General features: G+C 36.3%; 22 protein-coding genes. 16 read left to right on the top strand and 6 right to left on the bottom strand.

Annotated elements, in window-relative coordinates:
* The first annotated feature begins 39 nt into the window (after positions 1-39).
* From HHL23_RS08055 to HHL23_RS08040, 4 genes are all read left to right on the top strand, one after another.
* A complete protein-coding gene (locus tag HHL23_RS08055; RefSeq protein ID WP_169234291.1) occupies positions 40-516 on the top strand; it encodes a hypothetical protein in 477 nt (158 codons plus the stop codon).
* Positions 517-638: 122 nt separating this feature from the next.
* Complete coding sequence (locus HHL23_RS08050; RefSeq protein ID WP_169234290.1) at positions 639-1,265, top strand: FEKKY domain-containing protein; 627 nt, start codon at positions 639-641, stop codon at positions 1,263-1,265.
* Between the two features lie 8 nt (positions 1,266-1,273).
* Positions 1,274-1,585 carry a hypothetical protein gene (locus tag HHL23_RS08045; protein ID WP_169234289.1) on the top strand — a complete coding sequence of 104 codons (312 nt, stop codon included), beginning with the start codon at positions 1,274-1,276 and terminating at the stop codon, positions 1,583-1,585.
* A gap of 66 nt (positions 1,586-1,651) precedes the next feature.
* Positions 1,652-2,392 carry a protein phosphatase 2C domain-containing protein gene (locus HHL23_RS08040; RefSeq protein WP_169234288.1) on the top strand — a complete coding sequence of 247 codons (741 nt, stop codon included), beginning with the start codon at positions 1,652-1,654 and terminating at the stop codon, positions 2,390-2,392.
* Positions 2,393-2,501: 109 nt separating this feature from the next.
* On the opposite strand, the gene tnpA is transcribed toward HHL23_RS08040, so the two are convergent.
* Positions 2,502-2,936 (bottom strand): IS200/IS605 family transposase, encoded by a 435-nt coding sequence (gene tnpA, locus HHL23_RS08035; RefSeq protein WP_169233276.1) that lies wholly within the window; start codon positions 2,934-2,936, stop codon positions 2,502-2,504.
* 264 nt (positions 2,937-3,200) lie between these two features.
* Between tnpA and HHL23_RS08030 the strand changes: the two genes are divergently transcribed.
* Positions 3,201-4,100, top strand: a complete 900-nt coding sequence (locus HHL23_RS08030) for a PhzF family isomerase (RefSeq protein ID WP_169234287.1) — start codon at positions 3,201-3,203, stop codon at positions 4,098-4,100.
* Positions 4,101-4,154: 54 nt separating this feature from the next.
* On the opposite strand, the gene frr is transcribed toward HHL23_RS08030, so the two are convergent.
* On the bottom strand, positions 4,155-4,709 hold the full coding sequence (frr, locus tag HHL23_RS08025; protein WP_169234286.1) for a ribosome recycling factor: 555 nt from the start codon (positions 4,707-4,709) through the stop codon (positions 4,155-4,157).
* Positions 4,710-4,848: 139 nt separating this feature from the next.
* The gene (pyrH, locus tag HHL23_RS08020) at positions 4,849-5,556 is read right to left on the bottom strand and encodes a UMP kinase (protein WP_169234285.1); all 708 of its coding nucleotides are present in this window, start codon (positions 5,554-5,556) and stop codon (positions 4,849-4,851) included.
* A gap of 166 nt (positions 5,557-5,722) precedes the next feature.
* Between pyrH and porQ the strand changes: the two genes are divergently transcribed.
* The 5 genes from porQ (at position 5,723) to HHL23_RS07995 (ending at position 8,809) form a co-directional block, all read left to right on the top strand.
* Entirely contained in the window at positions 5,723-6,715 is a 993-nt protein-coding gene (gene porQ, locus HHL23_RS08015; protein WP_169234284.1) for a type IX secretion system protein PorQ, read from the top strand.
* A gap of 83 nt (positions 6,716-6,798) precedes the next feature.
* Positions 6,799-7,473 carry a (d)CMP kinase gene (gene cmk / locus HHL23_RS08010; RefSeq protein ID WP_169234283.1) on the top strand — a complete coding sequence of 225 codons (675 nt, stop codon included), beginning with the start codon at positions 6,799-6,801 and terminating at the stop codon, positions 7,471-7,473.
* A gap of 96 nt (positions 7,474-7,569) precedes the next feature.
* The gene (locus HHL23_RS08005) at positions 7,570-7,920 is read left to right on the top strand and encodes a YtxH domain-containing protein (protein WP_169234282.1); all 351 of its coding nucleotides are present in this window, start codon (positions 7,570-7,572) and stop codon (positions 7,918-7,920) included.
* Positions 7,921-7,999: 79 nt separating this feature from the next.
* Positions 8,000-8,308 carry a phage holin family protein gene (locus HHL23_RS08000; protein WP_169234281.1) on the top strand — a complete coding sequence of 103 codons (309 nt, stop codon included), beginning with the start codon at positions 8,000-8,002 and terminating at the stop codon, positions 8,306-8,308.
* A 3-nt stretch (positions 8,309-8,311) separates the two neighbouring features.
* Positions 8,312-8,809 (top strand): phosphoribosyl-ATP pyrophosphatase, encoded by a 498-nt coding sequence (locus tag HHL23_RS07995; protein WP_169234280.1) that lies wholly within the window; start codon positions 8,312-8,314, stop codon positions 8,807-8,809.
* Between the two features lie 140 nt (positions 8,810-8,949).
* Here HHL23_RS07995 and HHL23_RS07990 read toward each other — a convergent pair whose 3' ends face one another.
* Positions 8,950-9,687 (bottom strand): TrmH family RNA methyltransferase, encoded by a 738-nt coding sequence (locus HHL23_RS07990; protein ID WP_169234279.1) that lies wholly within the window; start codon positions 9,685-9,687, stop codon positions 8,950-8,952.
* Here HHL23_RS07990 and tamL point away from each other — a divergent pair.
* Positions 9,673-12,282, top strand: a complete 2,610-nt coding sequence (gene tamL / locus HHL23_RS07985; protein ID WP_169234278.1) for a translocation and assembly module lipoprotein TamL — start codon at positions 9,673-9,675, stop codon at positions 12,280-12,282. The two genes, HHL23_RS07990 and tamL, sit on opposite strands and share 15 nt — an antisense overlap.
* Here the strand turns inward: tamL and HHL23_RS07980 are convergent.
* A complete protein-coding gene (locus tag HHL23_RS07980; protein ID WP_394354152.1) occupies positions 12,279-12,836 on the bottom strand; it encodes a SanA/YdcF family protein in 558 nt (185 codons plus the stop codon). The genes tamL and HHL23_RS07980 overlap by 4 nt on opposite strands.
* Positions 12,837-12,892: 56 nt before the next feature.
* Entirely contained in the window at positions 12,893-14,017 is a 1,125-nt protein-coding gene (locus HHL23_RS07975; RefSeq protein WP_169234277.1) for a ferredoxin--NADP reductase, read from the bottom strand.
* A 32-nt stretch (positions 14,018-14,049) separates the two neighbouring features.
* On the opposite strand from HHL23_RS07975, the gene HHL23_RS07970 reads away from it, so the two are divergent.
* The 5 genes from HHL23_RS07970 (at position 14,050) to HHL23_RS07950 (ending at position 18,000) form a co-directional block, all read left to right on the top strand.
* Positions 14,050-14,610 carry a TlpA family protein disulfide reductase gene (locus tag HHL23_RS07970; RefSeq protein WP_169234276.1) on the top strand — a complete coding sequence of 187 codons (561 nt, stop codon included), beginning with the start codon at positions 14,050-14,052 and terminating at the stop codon, positions 14,608-14,610.
* A gap of 23 nt (positions 14,611-14,633) precedes the next feature.
* Complete coding sequence (locus HHL23_RS07965; RefSeq protein WP_185194862.1) at positions 14,634-15,605, top strand: iron ABC transporter permease; 972 nt, start codon at positions 14,634-14,636, stop codon at positions 15,603-15,605.
* A 377-nt stretch (positions 15,606-15,982) separates the two neighbouring features.
* Complete coding sequence (locus tag HHL23_RS07960; protein WP_169234275.1) at positions 15,983-16,360, top strand: GxxExxY protein; 378 nt, start codon at positions 15,983-15,985, stop codon at positions 16,358-16,360.
* A 98-nt stretch (positions 16,361-16,458) separates the two neighbouring features.
* The gene (locus tag HHL23_RS07955) at positions 16,459-17,382 is read left to right on the top strand and encodes an ABC transporter ATP-binding protein (protein ID WP_169234274.1); all 924 of its coding nucleotides are present in this window, start codon (positions 16,459-16,461) and stop codon (positions 17,380-17,382) included.
* Between the two features lie 165 nt (positions 17,383-17,547).
* On the top strand, positions 17,548-18,000 hold the full coding sequence (locus HHL23_RS07950) for a MarR family winged helix-turn-helix transcriptional regulator (RefSeq protein ID WP_034751372.1): 453 nt from the start codon (positions 17,548-17,550) through the stop codon (positions 17,998-18,000).
* Positions 18,001-18,002: the final 2 nt, after the last annotated feature.

Here is an 18,002-nt window from a genome sequence, read left to right as displayed (position 1 = left end):
ATTTATTTTTTTAAGTATCTTAGGATTAATAATTTATTGATGAAACAGGTTCTATTTATTGCACTGGTATTCTACACTTCATGTTTATTCGCTCAGGATGAATGCACATTACGACTTGAGCCTAATACCTCCAGCTTACAGGAGAAGGGAATTGTAAAGCTTTCCGTCACCAATACAGGTAACAAGAAAGTCAAGATCAACAAAGATTTCTCAGCCTACAGAATGCAACTTATAAAAATTACAGAAAATAGTCCCAACGCTGGAAACAAAATCAACTATACTGCTGACGTAGATTGTTTCAAGGACTGTATCAAAAGTACAGTAAAACTGAAACCCGGGCAGGCTTTCACCTATACCATCCCTGTCAAAGAAACCATCCAGTATACTAAGCTAACCAATGAACACACCTACAGTTTTCACCTGTTTTTTGATCTTATAGATCTTACTTCAGAAGATTGTGCTACCTATGGATTAAAAGATCAGGAGGTTATCTATAGGAAAGTAAATCATGAATAGAATTTTACTATTTCTTATCCTCTTTCTTTTGTTTTTTTAGCTCAAAGTATTGAAATTATAAAACCGTTTATCTGTTAGTATCGGTAGAAAACCTTATTTTTAAATGAGTAAAGTTCTCTGATATGTACAAAAAACTTATTATCATCAATTTAACTGTCCTATTGCTGGTGACTGCCATGTATATTGCAAGCTATTATTTTATGAATTATCCTATGCAGTTTGATTTGTGGTACATGATTAAAGAGTGTCAGCTCCAGTACCTGCCAGCCATTTTTGCTGTGACTGCATTGGCTTCTTATCTGGTGAGTAGTTTGGATTTTAAAAAATTAAACTTTAAAAGTAAATTTTTAAGTGTGTTTCTGCTTCTAAATGCTCTGGCTCTGGCATTTTTTGTTTACATAGCTGCCGATGGATTTATAAAGAACAAAACAGAGCTCAGAAATCAAGAGGATTCTTATACCAAGGAAGCTGAAAAAGATATTAGAAAAGGTCAGATTGTGATTAGATATGCAGGTGGCTTGTCTCTTTCTGTTCATGATGAAAAAACAAATAAAAAGGTAGACAGTATCTGTAAAAGATATGGTATTGTTTATAAAAACACAGGATGTAGCATTGATCGAATTGATCAAAAAGCTCAGGAAAAATATAGTGAATTGACCCATCCGTATCTTGACAAAAGGAATGGAAAAGGTTGGGAGGGAAGAATGGAAAAAGCAATTCATGATCTGAAGAAAATATCTAAAAAATAAGAGATAGTATGGCTTTAGCAAAAAAAGGACTGCGGAAAATTGTCATCGATGATCAGGTTTTTTACTGGAAAATAAGAAAGATTGTTTCCCATAACGAAAAGCATAATGAAGACTATGGAATTCCTGTACAGCATGGAAGTGAAGGGCAACTTCTGCTCATATATACAGGTTTCTGCAGATCCATTGACTACGGTCGGGAGTCGATGACTATTACTCCAAAACTCATCAAATCCAAAATAATGGAAGCTATTGATCTGGGATGGAAATTTGAACAACCCGGGAAAACAATAAAGCTCGTAAACGGAGAATTGATCAGCTGATGAAATATTCATTTCAAATTCATTAACCATTTTCAACTTCCAAAATTAAAAGTATTTTTACAGTCAATGAATATTTACTCTGCCCTTCAGATGGGAGATTATCATACCCATCACTGTGAAGACGATTTGTTAATAAAGAAAATTGGTTCCGATCAATTGATATGTGCCATAATGGACGGCTGCTCAACAGCAATGGACAGCCACTTTGCATCAACCCTTATTGGAAAGCTTCTGCGAAAAACGGCAATCGAAAAAGGCTATAAAGATCTTTACGAAAACAGCGGTACAAAAAGCCTGGATGAAGAATTAAAAGAAATTGTACGGAATCTATTCAAAGAGTTGGTCTTTGTTAAAAACCGCCTCATGTTGGATGAAAAAGAACTGTTGTCCACGCTCGTCATTCTTCTCTATAACAGCAAGGAAAATAAGGGTGTTGTTTTATCAATCGGAGACGGAGTGATCAGTATTAATGGCAAAATAACGGAATTTGACAGAGATAATAAGCCAGATTACTTAGCATATCATCTTCATGAAGATTTTGAAGAATGGTATGCTCATCAACATCAAAAAATATTTTTTGACCATCTGAGTGACATTTCTATTGCGACAGACGGTATTCTGACCTTTACCAAAATCAAAAAAACGGATAACGAGGAACAAATAAATATTGTTGAATATCTGATGACCGATCAATCTTATCATGACACCGAAGAAATGCTCAACAGAAAACTCAAAAAACTGGAACATCATTATGGATTAAAACCAACGGATGACCTTGCTATGATCAGAATTATACGGGAACATTAACCACATCCCTTGACAAAAAATAGATTTACAAAACACACAAACTAAACCACTATGGACTTAAAGTCCATAGGTTTGGTTTGTGGACTTAAAGTCCACGATTCGAGTATTACTACTCAATGATAAAATTACTTTGGTCTTGATCAGTTGGGTTTCGATGATGTTCCAAATACTCGTTAAGCATTTCATCCGTAATATTGCCAGTGCTCCAACAACCAAATCCTATTGCCCAAAAATGACGTCCCCAATAACGTTGTTTCAATTCAGGAAATTCAATTTGAAGTTTCCTAGAGCTTCGACCTTTGAATAGTTTAACAAGACTACTTATATCTTGATTAGGGCGATATTCTATATGCATATGAACATGATCTTTAGAGACAACTCCTTTCAAAATTCTAATATCTTCTGCCTGGCAAATTTGAAGCAAAATACTACGACAGCGTAATTTAATATCACCCTCCAATACTGGAAAACGATATTTAGTAACCCATACAATATGTGCTGTTAACCTACTTACACTATGACCATTGCTACGTTGATAATCCACAAAACAAAGATAACATTTTTAGAAACTGAAAGTAAAATGCACTAAAGTGCATAGTTTTAACTATTTCTGAGACCAATAAAAATATATCGAGAGACTTTCTATTGAAAGTCTTTTTTTTTACCTGCAAGTCTTTCGGAATTTCTTCATCATGTCCATTGCCAGGAATCCGGATGTCAAAAACTTTTTTTTAAAATATAATTATCAATTGACAACTTATTCAATAAAAACACTCAGTATATTTACAGTTCAATAGTACTCTTAGATATGAAGAACACCCTAATTTATCAGATAGACTCTTTTACTACGGAAAAGTTTAAAGGAAACCCAGCTGGTGTTGTCCTTAATGCAGATGGACTGAGTGATGAAAATATGCAGGCAATAGCAAAGGAGCTTAATAACTCAGAAACAGCTTTTATTTTTTCGCCTGCAGACGACGAAAGTGATTATATGATCCGGTATTTCACTCCATCTATAGAAGTTCCGTCATGTGGACATGCTACGATTGCAGCACTTTATGCCAAAGCACTGGAGGATAATCTTAGCTCCTGTACTTTGCGGATTCGTACTAAAATTGGAATCCTTCCTGTTGAAGTCGAAAAAACAGATGATGATTATCAAATCACCATGACACAGGGATCTTTTACATTAAGTCCGGAATTCGATGATAAAACCACTCAAAAACTGCTTTCCGCACTACACCTGGATTCTTCTGACCTTGAAGAAAACTGTCCCATACAGATCGATTCTACCGGACACTCTAAAGTGATGGTTGGCATAAAAAGCAGAGAAAAGCTGAACAGGCTTCAGCCTGATATGACCGCTCTGACTGCATTAAGTAAGGAAATAGGATGTAATGGCTATTTTGTATTTACATTTGATTCCGATCATGAGGATATCCTGACCTACGGAAGAATGTTTGCCCCCGCCATAGGAATTACAGAAGATCCCGTAACCGGAAATGCAAATGGCCCGTTAGGAGGATATCTGGTACAGAATCAACTGGTAAACTATCAGAAAGATTATTTCGAGTTTAATGGCAGACAAGGTGAGCAGATTAATCGCCTGGGAATGGTGAATGTAAAAGTAACGGTAAACAATGGAAAGCCGGAACTGGTAAAAATCAAAGGAAATGCCGTTGCTATTTTCAAAACCACCCTGTTGTAACATAAAACAAAAGCACCTGTAAAAAGGTGCTTTATATATTTGTAAGCTTGAAAATTATACTTTCATAATTTCAGCTTCCTTGGTCTTAAGATGCTCATCGCAAAGCTTCACATACTTGTCAGTAAAACCCTGGATTTCGTCTTCAACACCTTTTAGAATATCTTCAGAAACACCTTCCAGTTTTTTAAGTTCTTTCAAACCATCCTGTCTTGCATTTCTTACCGTTATTTTTGTATTTTCTGCTTCTACTTTAGCCTGTTTTGCCAGTTCCCTTCTTCTTTCTTCTGTTAAAGGCGGAACGTTAAGGATAATATTTTCCCCGTTATTAGAAGGTGCAAAACCTAAATTTGAATTGATAATCGCTTTTTCAATAGCACCGATAGCCGTTCTGTCCCAAGGCTGGATAGAGATCGTCATCGCATCAGGCACAGAAACGTTAGCAACCTGGTTAATAGGAGTCGGAGCTCCGTAATATTCTACCATGACATCCTGAACCATAGACGTAGAAGCACGTCCTGCTCTAATTCTTTGAAATGCATGATCCAGGTGCTTTACAGCCCCATCCATGTCGTGCTTTACAGATTCTAATATAAGATCTAATTCTTCCATTATATAGTTAAAATTTGATAAATTACACATTTTTATAAATGATGATTGATAAATATAAATGATCAGTAATGAATAATAAGCAATCCGTAATTTCTAAATCTTCAAATTACCTGCAACCTACTATCTGCCACCTGGCTACCTATAAATCAACTAAAGTTCCTACATTTTCACCATCAACAATCTTCTCTAAATTCCCGTCTTTATTCATATCGAATACAATAATCGGCAATTTATTTTCGTGGCTTAAAGTGAAGGCAGTCATATCCATTACTTTAAGGTTTTTAGCATATACTTCGTCGAATGACAAGGAGTTATATTTTACAGCATCTGCGTTCTTTTCAGGATCCATGTCATAAATCCCGTCTACTCTTGTCCCTTTTAAGATCACATCAGCCCCGATTTCGATAGCTCTTAATGTTGCAGCTGTATCCGTTGTAAAATAAGGATTTCCTGTTCCGGCACCAAAGATCACTACTCTCCCTTTCTCAAGGTGTCTTACTGCTTTTCTTTTGATGAAAGGCTCAGCTACTTTATCCATTTCGATGGCAGACTGAAGTCTTGTTTTGATTCCTGCATCTTCAAGAGCTCCCTGAAGCGCCATTCCGTTGATTACTGTTGCCAGCATTCCCATATAATCACCCTGCACTCTGTCCATTCCTTTTGCAGCTCCTGCTACTCCACGGAAAATATTTCCTCCTCCAATGACGATCGCAACTTCGCAGCCTTTGTCTACTACGGTTTTGATTTCAGCAGCGTATTCCTGCAGTCTTTCATTGTCTATACCATATTGTCTGTTCCCCATTAAGGCCTCGCCACTCAGTTTTAGAAGGATTCTTTTATATTTCATCTTTAATTTTTAATAAACTTTACCGGAGTAATTTTCTCCGAAATTTGATTTTGCAAATATAATCATTAAAAATATTGAAAAAAGAAAAATATTTACGTAGAAATAATGTCAGAAATATTTTGATAAGTACGAAAAAGGATTATTTTTGCATTAATTATAAATTGAATTGAAGAAAATTGTCATTTTTTCATTATTTCTGTCAGGAATTGTTTCTTATGCACAAACAGGAACAAATGTTTATCCTTTCTTAAACATCCCTGTATCTGCCCGACAGGCTGCCCTGGGTGGTGATGCAATTTCTATCAGAGACCATGATGTTTCCTTTGCTATTGCAAACCCGGCTCTATTAAATAAAGATTCAGACAAACAGCTTTCAGTGAACGCCGCAGCTTACCTTGCTGACTCTAAATACGGTACAGTCTCCTATGCCAGAGATTTCGATAACGGGCATATGGCTACCATCAATGCCAGATACATGACTTACGGAAGTATTCCCAGAACCGATGAAAGCGGTTACGAAAATGGAGAATTCAAAGCTTCAGACGTGGCCATTGGCGCTGGTTATGCCTATCAGTTCGAAGAAGACTGGACCATTGGTGGAGGCATCAATTTCATCACTTCCAAAATCGACAACTATACTTCTTCTGCAGTTTCAGGGACAGCAGGAGTTACCTACCATAATAAAAAGAATAAAGAAGTCCTTTCCCTTGTTATGAGAAATTTCGGTTTTCAACTGAAATCTTTTAACGGAACAAGAGAAAATCTTCCGTTCAGGGTAGATATGGGATATACAAGAATCCTTAAAGCCATTCCTTTGGCTGTTACCATTACCGCCCACGATCTTCAGCAGTTTGATATTTCTTCGGAATTTAATGTAAACGGACAGGAAGTCGGTTTCGGAAGAAAAGTGGCAGATCACTTTTCTATCGGAGCAGAACTTTTTCCGGAAAAAGCATTTAATATCAGACTAGGTTATAATGCAAAAAGAGGAAATGAACTTGCCGTAGCAGATCAGAGAAACTTCTCAGGACTTTCAGGTGGATTTGGAATTAAGCTGAGAAGATTCCGAATAGACTACGCTCATGTTCGCTACCATAACTCTTCCAATGTGAACCAGATAGGCATCTCTATGGACCTTAGCAGTCACGCAGGAGAATAGCTTTCAATAAAAAATCTTTAGAATAATAAATATTTTTTTCTGCGTTGTCTTGATTTTTTAAAAAAATTCTTGAAATTTGCGGTATGAAAAAACCTGTAATAGCTATCGATGGGTACTCGTCTACCGGAAAAAGTTCAATTTCTAAAGTCATTGCCGATAAACTGGGTCTTATACATCTGGATACCGGTGCGCTTTACAGGGGAGTTACATGGTTTGCCTTACAGAACTCTATGGATGAGAATGGCTCCATCAATCTTCAGGAACTGTTTTCTTCATTAGACCAGATAGAACTTGAATTCAGAAATAATGACGGCGAGCTGGTTCTTTATCTCAATCATATTGATATTTCCAAACAAATTCGTACCCATGAAGTTTCAGACAATGTAAGTGTTGTTGCCAAACAGAAAGAAGTGCGCGATTTCCTGCTTCATTCACAACGTTCGCTGGCAGAAAAAGGTGGCATTATTATGGACGGACGTGACATAGGGACAGTAGTTCTGCCAAATGCGGACTATAAATTTTTTCTTACTGCCAGTATAGACGAAAGAACCAACAGAAGATATTTTGAACTGGCAAGCTTAGGAATTCAGGCAGACAGAGATCAGGTAAAGCAAAACCTTATAGATCGTGATAAGATCGACAGTGAAAGGGAAATCGCCCCTTTAAAGCAGGCTGAAGATGCTATTGTTATTGACAATACAGAGCTTACAAAAGAGGAAACGATAGATCTGATTTTATCTCACATCAAAAAGATTTAACAATTTTTAATAGGCACAAGCCCTCCTTTGGTATACAAATTGTACATTTCATGGCAGTAAAAAACTAATATTTATTAACTATTAAAAAAGCTTAAAATGTCTAAAAACGGAAAAAATACAGCAGGTATATTAGCAGGACTTCTTGCAGGTGCTGCAGCGGGTGTAATCTTAGGAATGCTTTATGCACCAGAAGAAGGTAAAGAAACCAGAAAAAAAATCAAAGATAAAGCAGAAGACCTAAAAGATCAGGCTAAAAACAAGTACGGTGAAGTTTCTGAAAAAGTAAAAGATCAGTATGGTAACATCTCTTCTACTTTCAAAGAAACAGCAAGTAGTGTAGCCCACACGGTCAAAGATGGATATGACAAGTACAAAGATCAGATTGTTTCCAAAACTGCAGACGTAGTAAAGGATGTAGAAGCGGAACTGAATGATCTTAAAAAATAAATAGTTTATTTTTTGAGTAAATTATGGGAAGGAACTTTTGGCACGAAAGTTCCTTTTTTTGTAACTTTAAAAAAAAACAATGATAGAGACTATTAAAGAATATGCATCAAAGAGAATAGATCTTCTGAAAATTGAAGCTACCGAAAAATCCTCTCTTTCTGCAGGGCTCATTACCTACTTTGTAGTGCTGCTAGTTGCTTTTACTTTTTTTATTATCCTTTTTAATTTTGGAATGGCATTTCTTATCGGTAAGGCACTTGATAATACGTCTTACGGATTCTTGATTGTCGCTGGATTTTATGTTATAGTAATGGCGTTTATTATTGCTTTTAAAAATAAGCTTGTTAATATGGTCGCAGATCAGGTTATTAAATTTTTAAATCATTAAGCTATGAGCAGAAAATACGAAAGCATTGAAGAACTGAGAAGAAAGAAAAAGCTGCTCCAGGCTGAGGTTAATGACCTTGAAAACCTACTTACCTTTAAAAATACAAAAGAGAGTTTGAGTGCATTCACCAATGGCCTTACAGACCAGTATCTGCAGGAAAAAGTAGATGAAGACGGCGATGAAAAAGTAGTTCTTCGTAAAGATGTTATTGCCAGACACCTGACCTCCGAAGTAAAGGATATGTTCATCAATAAAGAAACTGCTGTAGGTATTGCAAGCACCGCATTGGGTGGTAATGTCACGGATAGCCTGATCAAATTAGGCATCACTGCAGTAGTGGGCAATTACGCCAAAAAGAACATGAAAAGCCCGAACTGGAAGAAAAAACTTCTGGGTGCTGCGATGATCTACCTCGCTCCTATTGCATTGAAATATGTCAGAAAGAAATTAGAGGTGTATCAGAAAAATAAAAGCGTTTCCAGTTTAGAACAGTTAATATAATATAGAAATTAGAAGCTAGATATTAGAAATGAGTTGATAAAAGTCCAAATACCATTATTGGTTTTTTAGAATAATCTAAAGTTCAACAATGAGAATATTTTATTTTTAACCTCTAATATCTAGCTTCTAACCTCTAATTTCTATTGAAATTTAGACTCCGAAAACAATTGTCCCAAAATAATTCCCGCAGCCATAGAAACATTCAAGCTTTCTGTAGACTGGGATTTTCCAAACCTTGGAATGGTGATGCATTTCTGCAGAAGTTTCTCCGTTTCCGGTCGCATCCCGTTTCCTTCATTACCAAGGATCAGGTTTATTTTTTCAGGTCTTTCAAAAGTATAAATATTTTCTCCTTCCATATCCGTTCCTATATTCATATTCTCCGTTTTCGAAAGATATTCAACAAGATCTGTATATACTATATTAACTCTGGTAAAAGAGCCCATAGTAGCCTGGATCACTTTTGGATTGTAAAAATCAACCGTATCCTCGCTGCAGATAATCTGCTCTATTCCGAACCAATCTGCCAAACGGATCATGGTTCCCAAATTCCCCGGATCCTGGATTCCATCCAAAACTAACTGAACATTCTGATCCTCCTTCTTTTCTTCTTCCGGCAGATAACACACGGCTACGGAATCTTTAGGCGTTTTAAGGAAGCTGATTTTTTTCAGCTCGTTTTCAGTGATCTGGATAACGGGAATATCTTTCCGGTCCAGTTTTTGCGGATCGGTAGAAAATATTTCTTTAACTTTAAAATTAGATTCAGGAAGTTCATTAATGATTTTATTACCTTCAACCAAAAACAAATTGTATTTTTGTCTGAACTTCTTTTTATCTAAAGACTGTAAAATTTTTATTGTATGAGCTGTAAGCATTATAAGTATTCTCCTCAAAAATATTATAAAATTATTTCATTCGCAACATTTGTTGGTCTCCTTTATGCCTGTAGTACAACAAAAAAAGTTCCGGAAGGTGAATATTTGCTTACTAAGAACAGCTTTGAGTTTGAAGATAAGAAAGAATCCATCGATGAAGAACTGAAAAATTACGTACAGCAGAAGCCCAATAAAAAGCAGCTTTTGTTCGCTCCGCTGAGTTTAGGATTTTATAATATGGCTAATCCTAAATATGATACATTGCTCAATGAGTACATGACCTATCCCAGCGAAATGAGAAACCAAAAACTGAGAGATTCTCTTTTCCTTAAATATAATATGAAAAGCAGTGTGGGAAAAACGCTATTTTTAGACCGTTTACTTCACAGTTGGGGAACTCCACCCATAATTCTGGATCAGACCAGAAGTGAAAAAAGCATAGAATCTATCGAAAAAAGGCTTACCTACAGAGGTTTTTGGGATGCTGACGTACATTTAAAACATTCTCTCGATTCTGCATCCAGGAAAGCAACCGTTAATTACATCATTAAACATAACGATCCTACCTATATTAAGGATTACTATTATAATATTACCGATCCTACTGTTAAAGGTCTTTACTGGCAGAAACTAGACAAAAGCCTTATCAGATCCGGACAGAGGCTTGACCAGACTGTTCTTGAAAAAGAAGTGGCAAGAATTACTGATCTGATGCGTGAAAACGGATATTATAGATTTAACAGCTCCAATGAAGAGATTTATTTTGTAGCAGATTCCCTGAAAAGTAAAAAACAGGTTCCCCTTACACTGGAGATCCATAAAGATTCAGCGGATCATCCTTACAAAGTAGCGACAATAGGAAATATAGATGTGGCCATCGTTAATGAAGCGGGTGATTTTCCTAAAAATACGGTCAAAGACAGCTTAAGAAGAATCAGGTTCCATAAAATGGACAACAGCTACAAAACATCCTCCTTGTGGAGAGCAGTCATTGTGGACAGTAAGAAAGTTTACGACCAAAAAAATCTTGATCTTACAAAAAGAAATTTCATTGCGATGAATAACTTCAGTATTCTGAAAGCCAGAGATTCTTTAAGAAGAGGCGGAGGTACTTCACCTAATGACAGTATCGTTGATGTTCTTTATATATTGAAACCCCTTCCGAAATATGAACTTAAACTAGGAACAGATATCAACTACTCCCAGCTCCTGAATCTTGGGGTATCACCTTCTGTAGATCTTACGACGAGAAATGTTTTCAGAGGGGCAGAAAACCTTTCGACCAGCATTTCCGGAACATTCGGTTCCATAAGAAGTACTAAAAATATTGACAAAAGAGATCTTGCTTACGAAATTTCAGCGCAGGCTTCCCTGAATTTCCCAAGACTTCTTCTGCCGTTTAATTATTATAAGATTCTTCCGAAAAGATATACACCGACCTCTTCCATTCTTTTGGGAGCATCCATACAGAATAACATCGGCTTGGGAAGAGTTAACTTTAATACAGGGTTGAATTACCAGGCCACTGTTAATGATCAGGTATCACACAGACTTACCCTTTTCAATACCCAGGTCAGTCTTACGAAAAACAAAGATGCTTATTATGATTATTTTGCCAATGACGAGTTTATCAGAAGAGATATGTTTGCCAGCTATTTTGCCACTAAACCACCAGAGCTTGAACAACAGTTCCTTTCAGGGCAGCTAAGCATCGATAATATTTCAAAACAGATCGTTAATGACACTAATTATGAGGGGACACTTGATCAGAAAGGACAGGATCTTCTTACAGCATTCAAAGGTACTCTTGTTAATAAAGACAGACAAACTCAGGATATCCTTATTTCTTCCATGATCTATAATTTTGTGTATAGTGAGATCGGTAAAAAAGATTATCCGAACGCCTTCTATTTTAATGGAAAAGTAGAGCTTGCAGGTAACATTTTAAGCATCTTCAATCAAAAAAGAGATGCCGGAGGTGTTGTAGCAAGCCCGCAGAGAACGATCTTCGGAATTCCTTATGCCCAATTTGTAAAATTTGATATTGATACCAGAAAATATTTTAAATTTAATGGCAATCAGACGTTAGTTTTACGTCAGTTCATTGGAGTAGGTATTCCTTACGGGAACTCTAAAGACATGCCTGTTATTAAGTCTTATTTCAACGGTGGATCAAATGATATCAGAGCGTGGGTAGCATTTGGGGGACTTGGTCCTTCAGACTCTCAGATCGATGAAAGAGTTCGTACTTATATGACAAACAACGTAAAGCTAACTACCAATATAGAATACAGGATTCCATTTAATGAAATGTATGAAGGGGCTGTATTTACCGATATAGGAAACACCTGGAGTATTAGAAAAGCTGGTGAAAGCGGCAACTATGGGGATGAATTTAAATTCAATAAATTCTTAGGACAGATGGGAATAGGAAGCGGATTGGGTTTAAGGGTAAACGTGGCTTATATCACATTCAGACTTGACTTAGCTTATAAGATCTATGACCCGAACAAACCTGAGGGAGACCGATGGAGGTTTAAGAATTTCCAGCCTTTCAAGCCTACCCTGAATATTGCATTCGGATATCCTTTCTAATCAGGAGAAATTCCCAATATGAAATAGACTACAGCAATCACTCTGGCGAGTACTTCTCTGGCTTGGTTTCTGTAGTAACTTTCAGGTTTTGTAACATCCTGTGCGTCAAATCCCAGCGCATTCATATTGTTATTCCTTGCAAAAAACAACGCACGGAGGTTATGAAAACCCTGTGAAACAATGATCACATCTTTCTTTTTGTAAACGTCTTTACAACGCAGAATACTTTTGTAGGTATTGAATCCTTTCGGATCTTCTACAATGATATCACCGGGAACTCCTTCCTGATTGACCAGATAATTCTTCATCGCAGCAGGTTCATTATATCCTTTACTCTTCTCCCCGCTTACAATGATTTTCTTGATTTTTCCATGATGATATAAAAGTGCGGCAGCATCCATTCTTTTCGTAAAATACGGATTGGAAAGTCCTGATCTCATTTTGGGAGAAGTTCCCAGAACTAATGCAATTTCACGTGGAGGAATTTTGGATATTTTGGTATAGGTACGCCCGTTCGTCAACCCGAAAACCCAGGCATTACACAGACATATCACCAGAATTCCTATTTCTGCTGATATAAAAGTTAAGTTAAATATGTTCCTAATAATTCTCAACTAAGGTCAAAGTTAAGCTTTATTTTCTTACTTTTTACAATCGACATACACGCTAGTATTTTCCCCTGTGCCTCCTCTTTTTCCGTCAGATATTCATTTTCAAGAAGTTCCACTTCTCCTTCTTCAAGATAACATTCACAACTTCCGCAGATTCCTGATTTACATGAATAAGGAACCGGAAATTTCTGGATCAAAAGCTGTTGCAGGATTTTCTCCCTGTTATCAGGAAGATGTGTTTGGTAATCTTTTCCAAAAATCTTAAACGCTACTTCTACATCTTCGATCAGAGGAAATTCCTTTTCTACAGGATAAATATCGTCATTATATTCTTCAAAAAGCTCAAAATGGATATTCTTTTTCGGAATCCCGTGATGATAGCATGCATTAGCCAGCGATTTTATCATCTCTCCTTTACCACAGATCAACACTTCATCTACTGCATCCCAGATGGTAGATTCCTCGTCGGTATCATCCAGATGCAGAATCTGGTTAATGATCAGGTTGAGTTTTTTTTCATCCAGCCTTCCGAAGAAAAACTGGTCGGCCGTTTTCTCCTGTGAAAAAAAGTAAAAAATTTGCAGTCTTTCTCCCCAGGTTTTCGCAAGATGATCCAATTGTTCTCTATAGATAAGCTCCTCCGAACTTTTATTTCCAAAGAACAAAAAAAGTCTGGTACGTGGTTCTGTATGAAGAATATTTTTAAAATGACTTAAAATCGGAGTAATTCCAATACCTGCCGCAAAAGCGGCAATTGTTCTGAATTCGCTGGGCTTAGAAACAAGGGTAAATCTTCCGGAAGGTTCTCCTACCATCAATTCGTCCCCAACCTTATAATTCCTGAACAATTCTGAAGTGGCTCCTTTGGATGAGTTCACTTTGATGCCGAGGCATATCTTTTTTTCATAGGGAGCTGAAGTCATTGAATAATCATTGATGACTTCCTCTCCGTTCGCCATAAATTTTATGCTTACATACTGTCCTGCTTCAAACTTGAAATTCTCCTGTAAATTCTCGGGAATATCGAATTCCAGAGAAAAAGTATTTTTGGTCAGTTGTTCCTTTTTCGTTACTTTTAACGGATGAAACTGTATCAGTTTCCCTTTATAGATTTGTTGTTCCATACTTCAATTCAAAAATAGTCAAAAAATAATTTATGAAGAAGATAATTTTATCCACGCTTATTCTCACCGCTCTTTACAGCTGTAAAAAAGAAGGTCATAAAATAGAGGATACGGCTGTGACAGATTCAGTTTCGGTAACAGAAAATACGGCTTCTGCAACGGGTGCCTATACTTCAAAAGAACTTTCTCCGGAGAATCTTGGGAAATATTTAGCGCAAAAGAATGACACTTTGTATGTGACCAACTTTTTCGCTACATGGTGTGGACCATGTATGAGAGAAATCCCTCATTTTAAGAACAAAATGGAGGAACTGAAAGGCAAACCGGTAAAATTTACTTTTATCAATCTTGATGATAAATCTGAGTGGAACACTTCTGTGAAGAAATTTGCACAGGAAAATAATCTTGCTGCTAACATCATTCTTTTAGATGGTCAAAAATTAGATCAGACTTTTTTCAAAGATAATTTCAAGCAGTGGGACGGCGGTTCAATTCCTTTTACGTATTTAAGAAAAGGAGATAAAACAGATGAGTACTTAGGCATGATGACTGAAGAAACCTTGAATTCCAAAGTCGAAGCCCTTTTAAAATAAAATATCCAGATTCTTTCTGAATAATGTCAAAAAAATTTAAAATCCTGTGTTTACTTCTGACAGCCGCCATTATTTTTACTGCGGTCATCAACCTGAACACAGGATTTTTAAGTTTAAAACTGGAGGATTTTTTTCAGGATTCTGCGCAAAGTCAGATTGCTGAGATCCGGATTAACCGTGTTCTTGTGATGCTTCTGGCAGGTATTTCAATTCCGACGTCAGGTTTTCTGATGCAGGAATACTTTCAAAATCCGCTGGCCGGACCCGATATATTGGGAATCACTTCTGTAGCCAGTTTGTCTGTTGCATTTTACATTTTCTTTTCCCATGATTTCCTGATTCCTGAATTTCTGCAGAACAGTTTTCTCAGTCTTTCAGCCATTGTGGGAAGTCTTGTGCTGATGCTGGTCCTGCTTTCCATATCGAATAAATTTCAGGATAAATCTTATCTGATCATTTTTGGATTCCTTGTTTCAGCATTTGCCGGTGCAGTCGTTTCTTTATTGCAGTTCTATGCAGAAAATCAAAGTCTTAAAAACTATATTTTATGGTCTTTTGGAGCCAATAATATGGTGACCAGAAACCAGATTTATGTTTTGTCTGTTCTGGTTTTTGTAGGACTCTTTTTCTGTTTTAAAACAATAAAGCCCTTGATTGGAAATTCATTGGGAACTTCTTATGCACAGAGTTTGGGAGTCAATCTCAATCAGCTAAAGATCCTGATCATTGCAGCCTCTTCCCTACTTTCTGCCTCTATAACTGCATTTCTGGGCCCTATATTATTTATCGGGATCATTGTTCCGCATTTCTGCAGACTGATCTATAATCCGTCCAAATTATGGCAACAGTGGATCCTCAATATGTTTCTCGGAATGCTGGTCATGATGCTGTTCTCGGTAATAGCAGAAAAAACACAGATTCCTCTGAATGTGATCAGTTCTGTATTTGGAATTCCTGTGATTTTATTGATGCTTTTGAAGCAGAATAAGGTTTAAAAGTGAATGAGTAAATTTTTAATTTTTAAACTGTTAATAAGATCTGAGAGATTTGTAAAATATGTGGGAAAATAAAAATTACGCTCGCTGATTTTACAGATGAAAGATTTTTAAAAGAATTAAGAATAATTGATCTATCTGAAATTCCGAAAAAGATCTGATTTGTTGGTGATTCACAAAGGCGCCAAGAAATTGATATGGATTATGTATTAAGGCGCAAGGATTTTATCTTCGATAAAATTGTAACTGGATATTTATAATGGTATACTTGCTAAAAATCTTTGATTTTCTTGCGCCTTAAAACAGCATAAAAATTAAAAACTTTGCGCCTTTGCAATTTACCAACCATCCCTTTATTAGTATAAAAACACAGCACAATGACAGAAAATGAATTATCAAAAGTAGTTTTTGATGCAGGTTTAAAAATCCACAAAAAACTTGGAGCCGGATTATTTGAACACGTTTACGAAGAGTGTCTTTTTTATGAACTATCAAAGACAGGTTTATGGATCGAAAGGCAAAAGCTCTTCCCTATTATATATGAAGATTTAAAAATTGAAAACGCCTTCAGGTTAGATATTATCATTGAGAATAAATTAATATTAGAAATAAAAACGGTAGACTATATCAACTCAACTCATAAAGCTCAGCTTTTGACCTATTTAAAAATGACAGATTGCAAATTAGGTTTGCTATTAAACTTCCAATCTGATGTTTTTAAAAACGGTGTCACCAGAATGGTCAATCATTTATAAATTATAACAGCATAAAATTTGACGGAGTCGAATTCCTTGCGTCTTAAAAACAGTATTTTTGTAAAAAGAATTACGCCTTTGCAATAACCAACAAGCCAATGCATCTAGAAATCAGAAACGCCAATATTGGCTACGACACCACCTTAATTTCAAATGCTCATGCAGGTCTGAAACTGGGCGACGTATGCCTTCTGATTGGAAATAACGGTGTAGGAAAAACAACGCTTATTAAATCTATATTACATCAGGTTTCTCTGTTAAGCGGAGAAATTTTAATTCATCAAAAAAACATAAAAACCCTTTCCGTTAAAGAAATTGCAGAAAATATTGCCGTCGTTTTTTCAAAATCAAATGTTCCGCTGCATTATACGGTTGAAGACCTTATTTCATTAGGCAAATACATTTATTATCCTTTTTATTTTGAGCTTAAAAAAGAGGACAGAGAAGAGGTTTCTCATATCATAGAGGAGCTGGATCTTGCACAGTACAAACATACCCTTCTTAAAAACCTTTCAGACGGAAATCTGCAGAAAGCATTCATCGGACGTGCTATTACCCAAAGCTCTCCTGTTATCATACTGGATGAACCCACAACGCATCTGGATGAAAAAAACAAGCTTATCATCTTAAAAACACTTCGCAGACTGGCCAAAGAGCAGAATAAAATTATTTTGTTTTCTTCCCACGACTGGAGACTGGCCAAAGAGTTTGCAGACAAAATATGGTATGTAAAAGATAGTCAGCTTTTCTCCGGACTCGTAGAAGACGTATTACTTCAGCATGATGAACTCACCAATGTTTCCTTATTTCAGGTGAATGAGAATTTCATCCCCCCTTTCATTACCGCTCCGCAGGTTCACAAGGAAATGCTCTATTCTTTGCTGCAGAAAAACTTCGAAAAAGACCTTTCATCACTGCATTTTGAGTACAAAGATGGTTTTTGGGAAATCCTCAGCGGTACTACGAAGCAACAATACGAATCTTTCGAAAAAATAGTTGATTTCGTTAGAAACATTCATTAATACTATGTTTTTACTAAATATTTCACATACTATGCATGCATAGTATTATGCTAATCATACAATTTAACCTACTTACTATCAAGTTATTAACAAAATTTAACGTTAATAAATACTATGCATGCATAATATTTACTAAATTTGGGTAACACCATTCGTACATAAATGATGGATAATAATAGAGAAAAAATAGAAAACGTAGATTTAGTTTTAAAACAGACCTGGTTGGCTGTTTCAAAAATGTATACAGAACTTGCTCAAGAGCATGATTCTACAGCTGTACAAGCCCTCACCCTTCTTAAAATTGATCCCAAGGAAGGTACCCGAAGTACAAACTTAGGTCCTAAAATGGCGATTGAACCCACCTCTTTAACCAGAATCATCAAGCTTCTGGAAGACAACGGATATATCTATAAGGAAAAGACCACTGCCGATAAAAGGGAGGTGATCATCAAGCTTACAGATAAAGGCCTGAATTCAAGAAACATGTCAAAAGAAGTGGTCGTTAATTTCAACAAGAAGGTGATGGAGAAGATTGCTCCTGAGAAAATTGAAACCTTTAAGGAGGTCATGTCCGAAATCATGAAAATTGCAAACGAATTATTAAATAACAGAAAATAAAT

Origin of the sequence: Chryseobacterium antibioticum (genome assembly GCF_012927325.1) — a bacterium.
GTDB classification, from domain to species: Bacteria; Bacteroidota; Bacteroidia; order Flavobacteriales; family Weeksellaceae; genus Chryseobacterium; species Chryseobacterium antibioticum.
The sequence above is the reverse complement of the archived record's forward strand: the minus strand, read 5'-3'. Positions and strand labels throughout refer to the sequence as shown.

Excerpts from the sequence above, each read along its gene's own strand:
- HHL23_RS08045 (WP_169234289.1), top strand. The coding sequence starts at position 1,274 with ATGGCTTTAGCAAAAAAAGGACTGCGGAAAATTGTCATCGATGATCAG.
- cmk (WP_169234283.1), top strand. The coding sequence starts at position 6,799 with ATGAAAAAACCTGTAATAGCTATCGATGGGTACTCGTCTACCGGAAAA.
- frr (WP_169234286.1), bottom strand. The coding sequence starts at position 4,709 with ATGGAAGAATTAGATCTTATATTAGAATCTGTAAAGCACGACATGGAT.
- HHL23_RS07995 (WP_169234280.1), top strand. The coding sequence starts at position 8,312 with ATGAGCAGAAAATACGAAAGCATTGAAGAACTGAGAAGAAAGAAAAAG.
- HHL23_RS08000 (WP_169234281.1), top strand. The coding sequence starts at position 8,000 with ATGATAGAGACTATTAAAGAATATGCATCAAAGAGAATAGATCTTCTG.
- HHL23_RS07970 (WP_169234276.1), top strand. The coding sequence starts at position 14,050 with ATGAAGAAGATAATTTTATCCACGCTTATTCTCACCGCTCTTTACAGC.
- HHL23_RS08050 (WP_169234290.1), top strand. The coding sequence starts at position 639 with ATGTACAAAAAACTTATTATCATCAATTTAACTGTCCTATTGCTGGTG.
- pyrH (WP_169234285.1), bottom strand. The coding sequence starts at position 5,556 with ATGAAATATAAAAGAATCCTTCTAAAACTGAGTGGCGAGGCCTTAATG.
- HHL23_RS08040 (WP_169234288.1), top strand. The coding sequence starts at position 1,652 with ATGAATATTTACTCTGCCCTTCAGATGGGAGATTATCATACCCATCAC.
- HHL23_RS07955 (WP_169234274.1), top strand. The coding sequence starts at position 16,459 with ATGCATCTAGAAATCAGAAACGCCAATATTGGCTACGACACCACCTTA.
- HHL23_RS08030 (WP_169234287.1), top strand. The coding sequence starts at position 3,201 with ATGAAGAACACCCTAATTTATCAGATAGACTCTTTTACTACGGAAAAG.
- HHL23_RS07990 (WP_169234279.1), bottom strand. The coding sequence starts at position 9,687 with ATGCTTACAGCTCATACAATAAAAATTTTACAGTCTTTAGATAAAAAG.
- HHL23_RS08005 (WP_169234282.1), top strand. The coding sequence starts at position 7,570 with ATGTCTAAAAACGGAAAAAATACAGCAGGTATATTAGCAGGACTTCTT.
- HHL23_RS07950 (WP_034751372.1), top strand. The coding sequence starts at position 17,548 with ATGGATAATAATAGAGAAAAAATAGAAAACGTAGATTTAGTTTTAAAA.
- HHL23_RS07965 (WP_185194862.1), top strand. The coding sequence starts at position 14,634 with ATGTCAAAAAAATTTAAAATCCTGTGTTTACTTCTGACAGCCGCCATT.
- HHL23_RS08055 (WP_169234291.1), top strand. The coding sequence starts at position 40 with ATGAAACAGGTTCTATTTATTGCACTGGTATTCTACACTTCATGTTTA.
- tamL (WP_169234278.1), top strand. The coding sequence starts at position 9,673 with ATGAGCTGTAAGCATTATAAGTATTCTCCTCAAAAATATTATAAAATT.
- HHL23_RS07960 (WP_169234275.1), top strand. The coding sequence starts at position 15,983 with ATGACAGAAAATGAATTATCAAAAGTAGTTTTTGATGCAGGTTTAAAA.
- HHL23_RS07975 (WP_169234277.1), bottom strand. The coding sequence starts at position 14,017 with ATGGAACAACAAATCTATAAAGGGAAACTGATACAGTTTCATCCGTTA.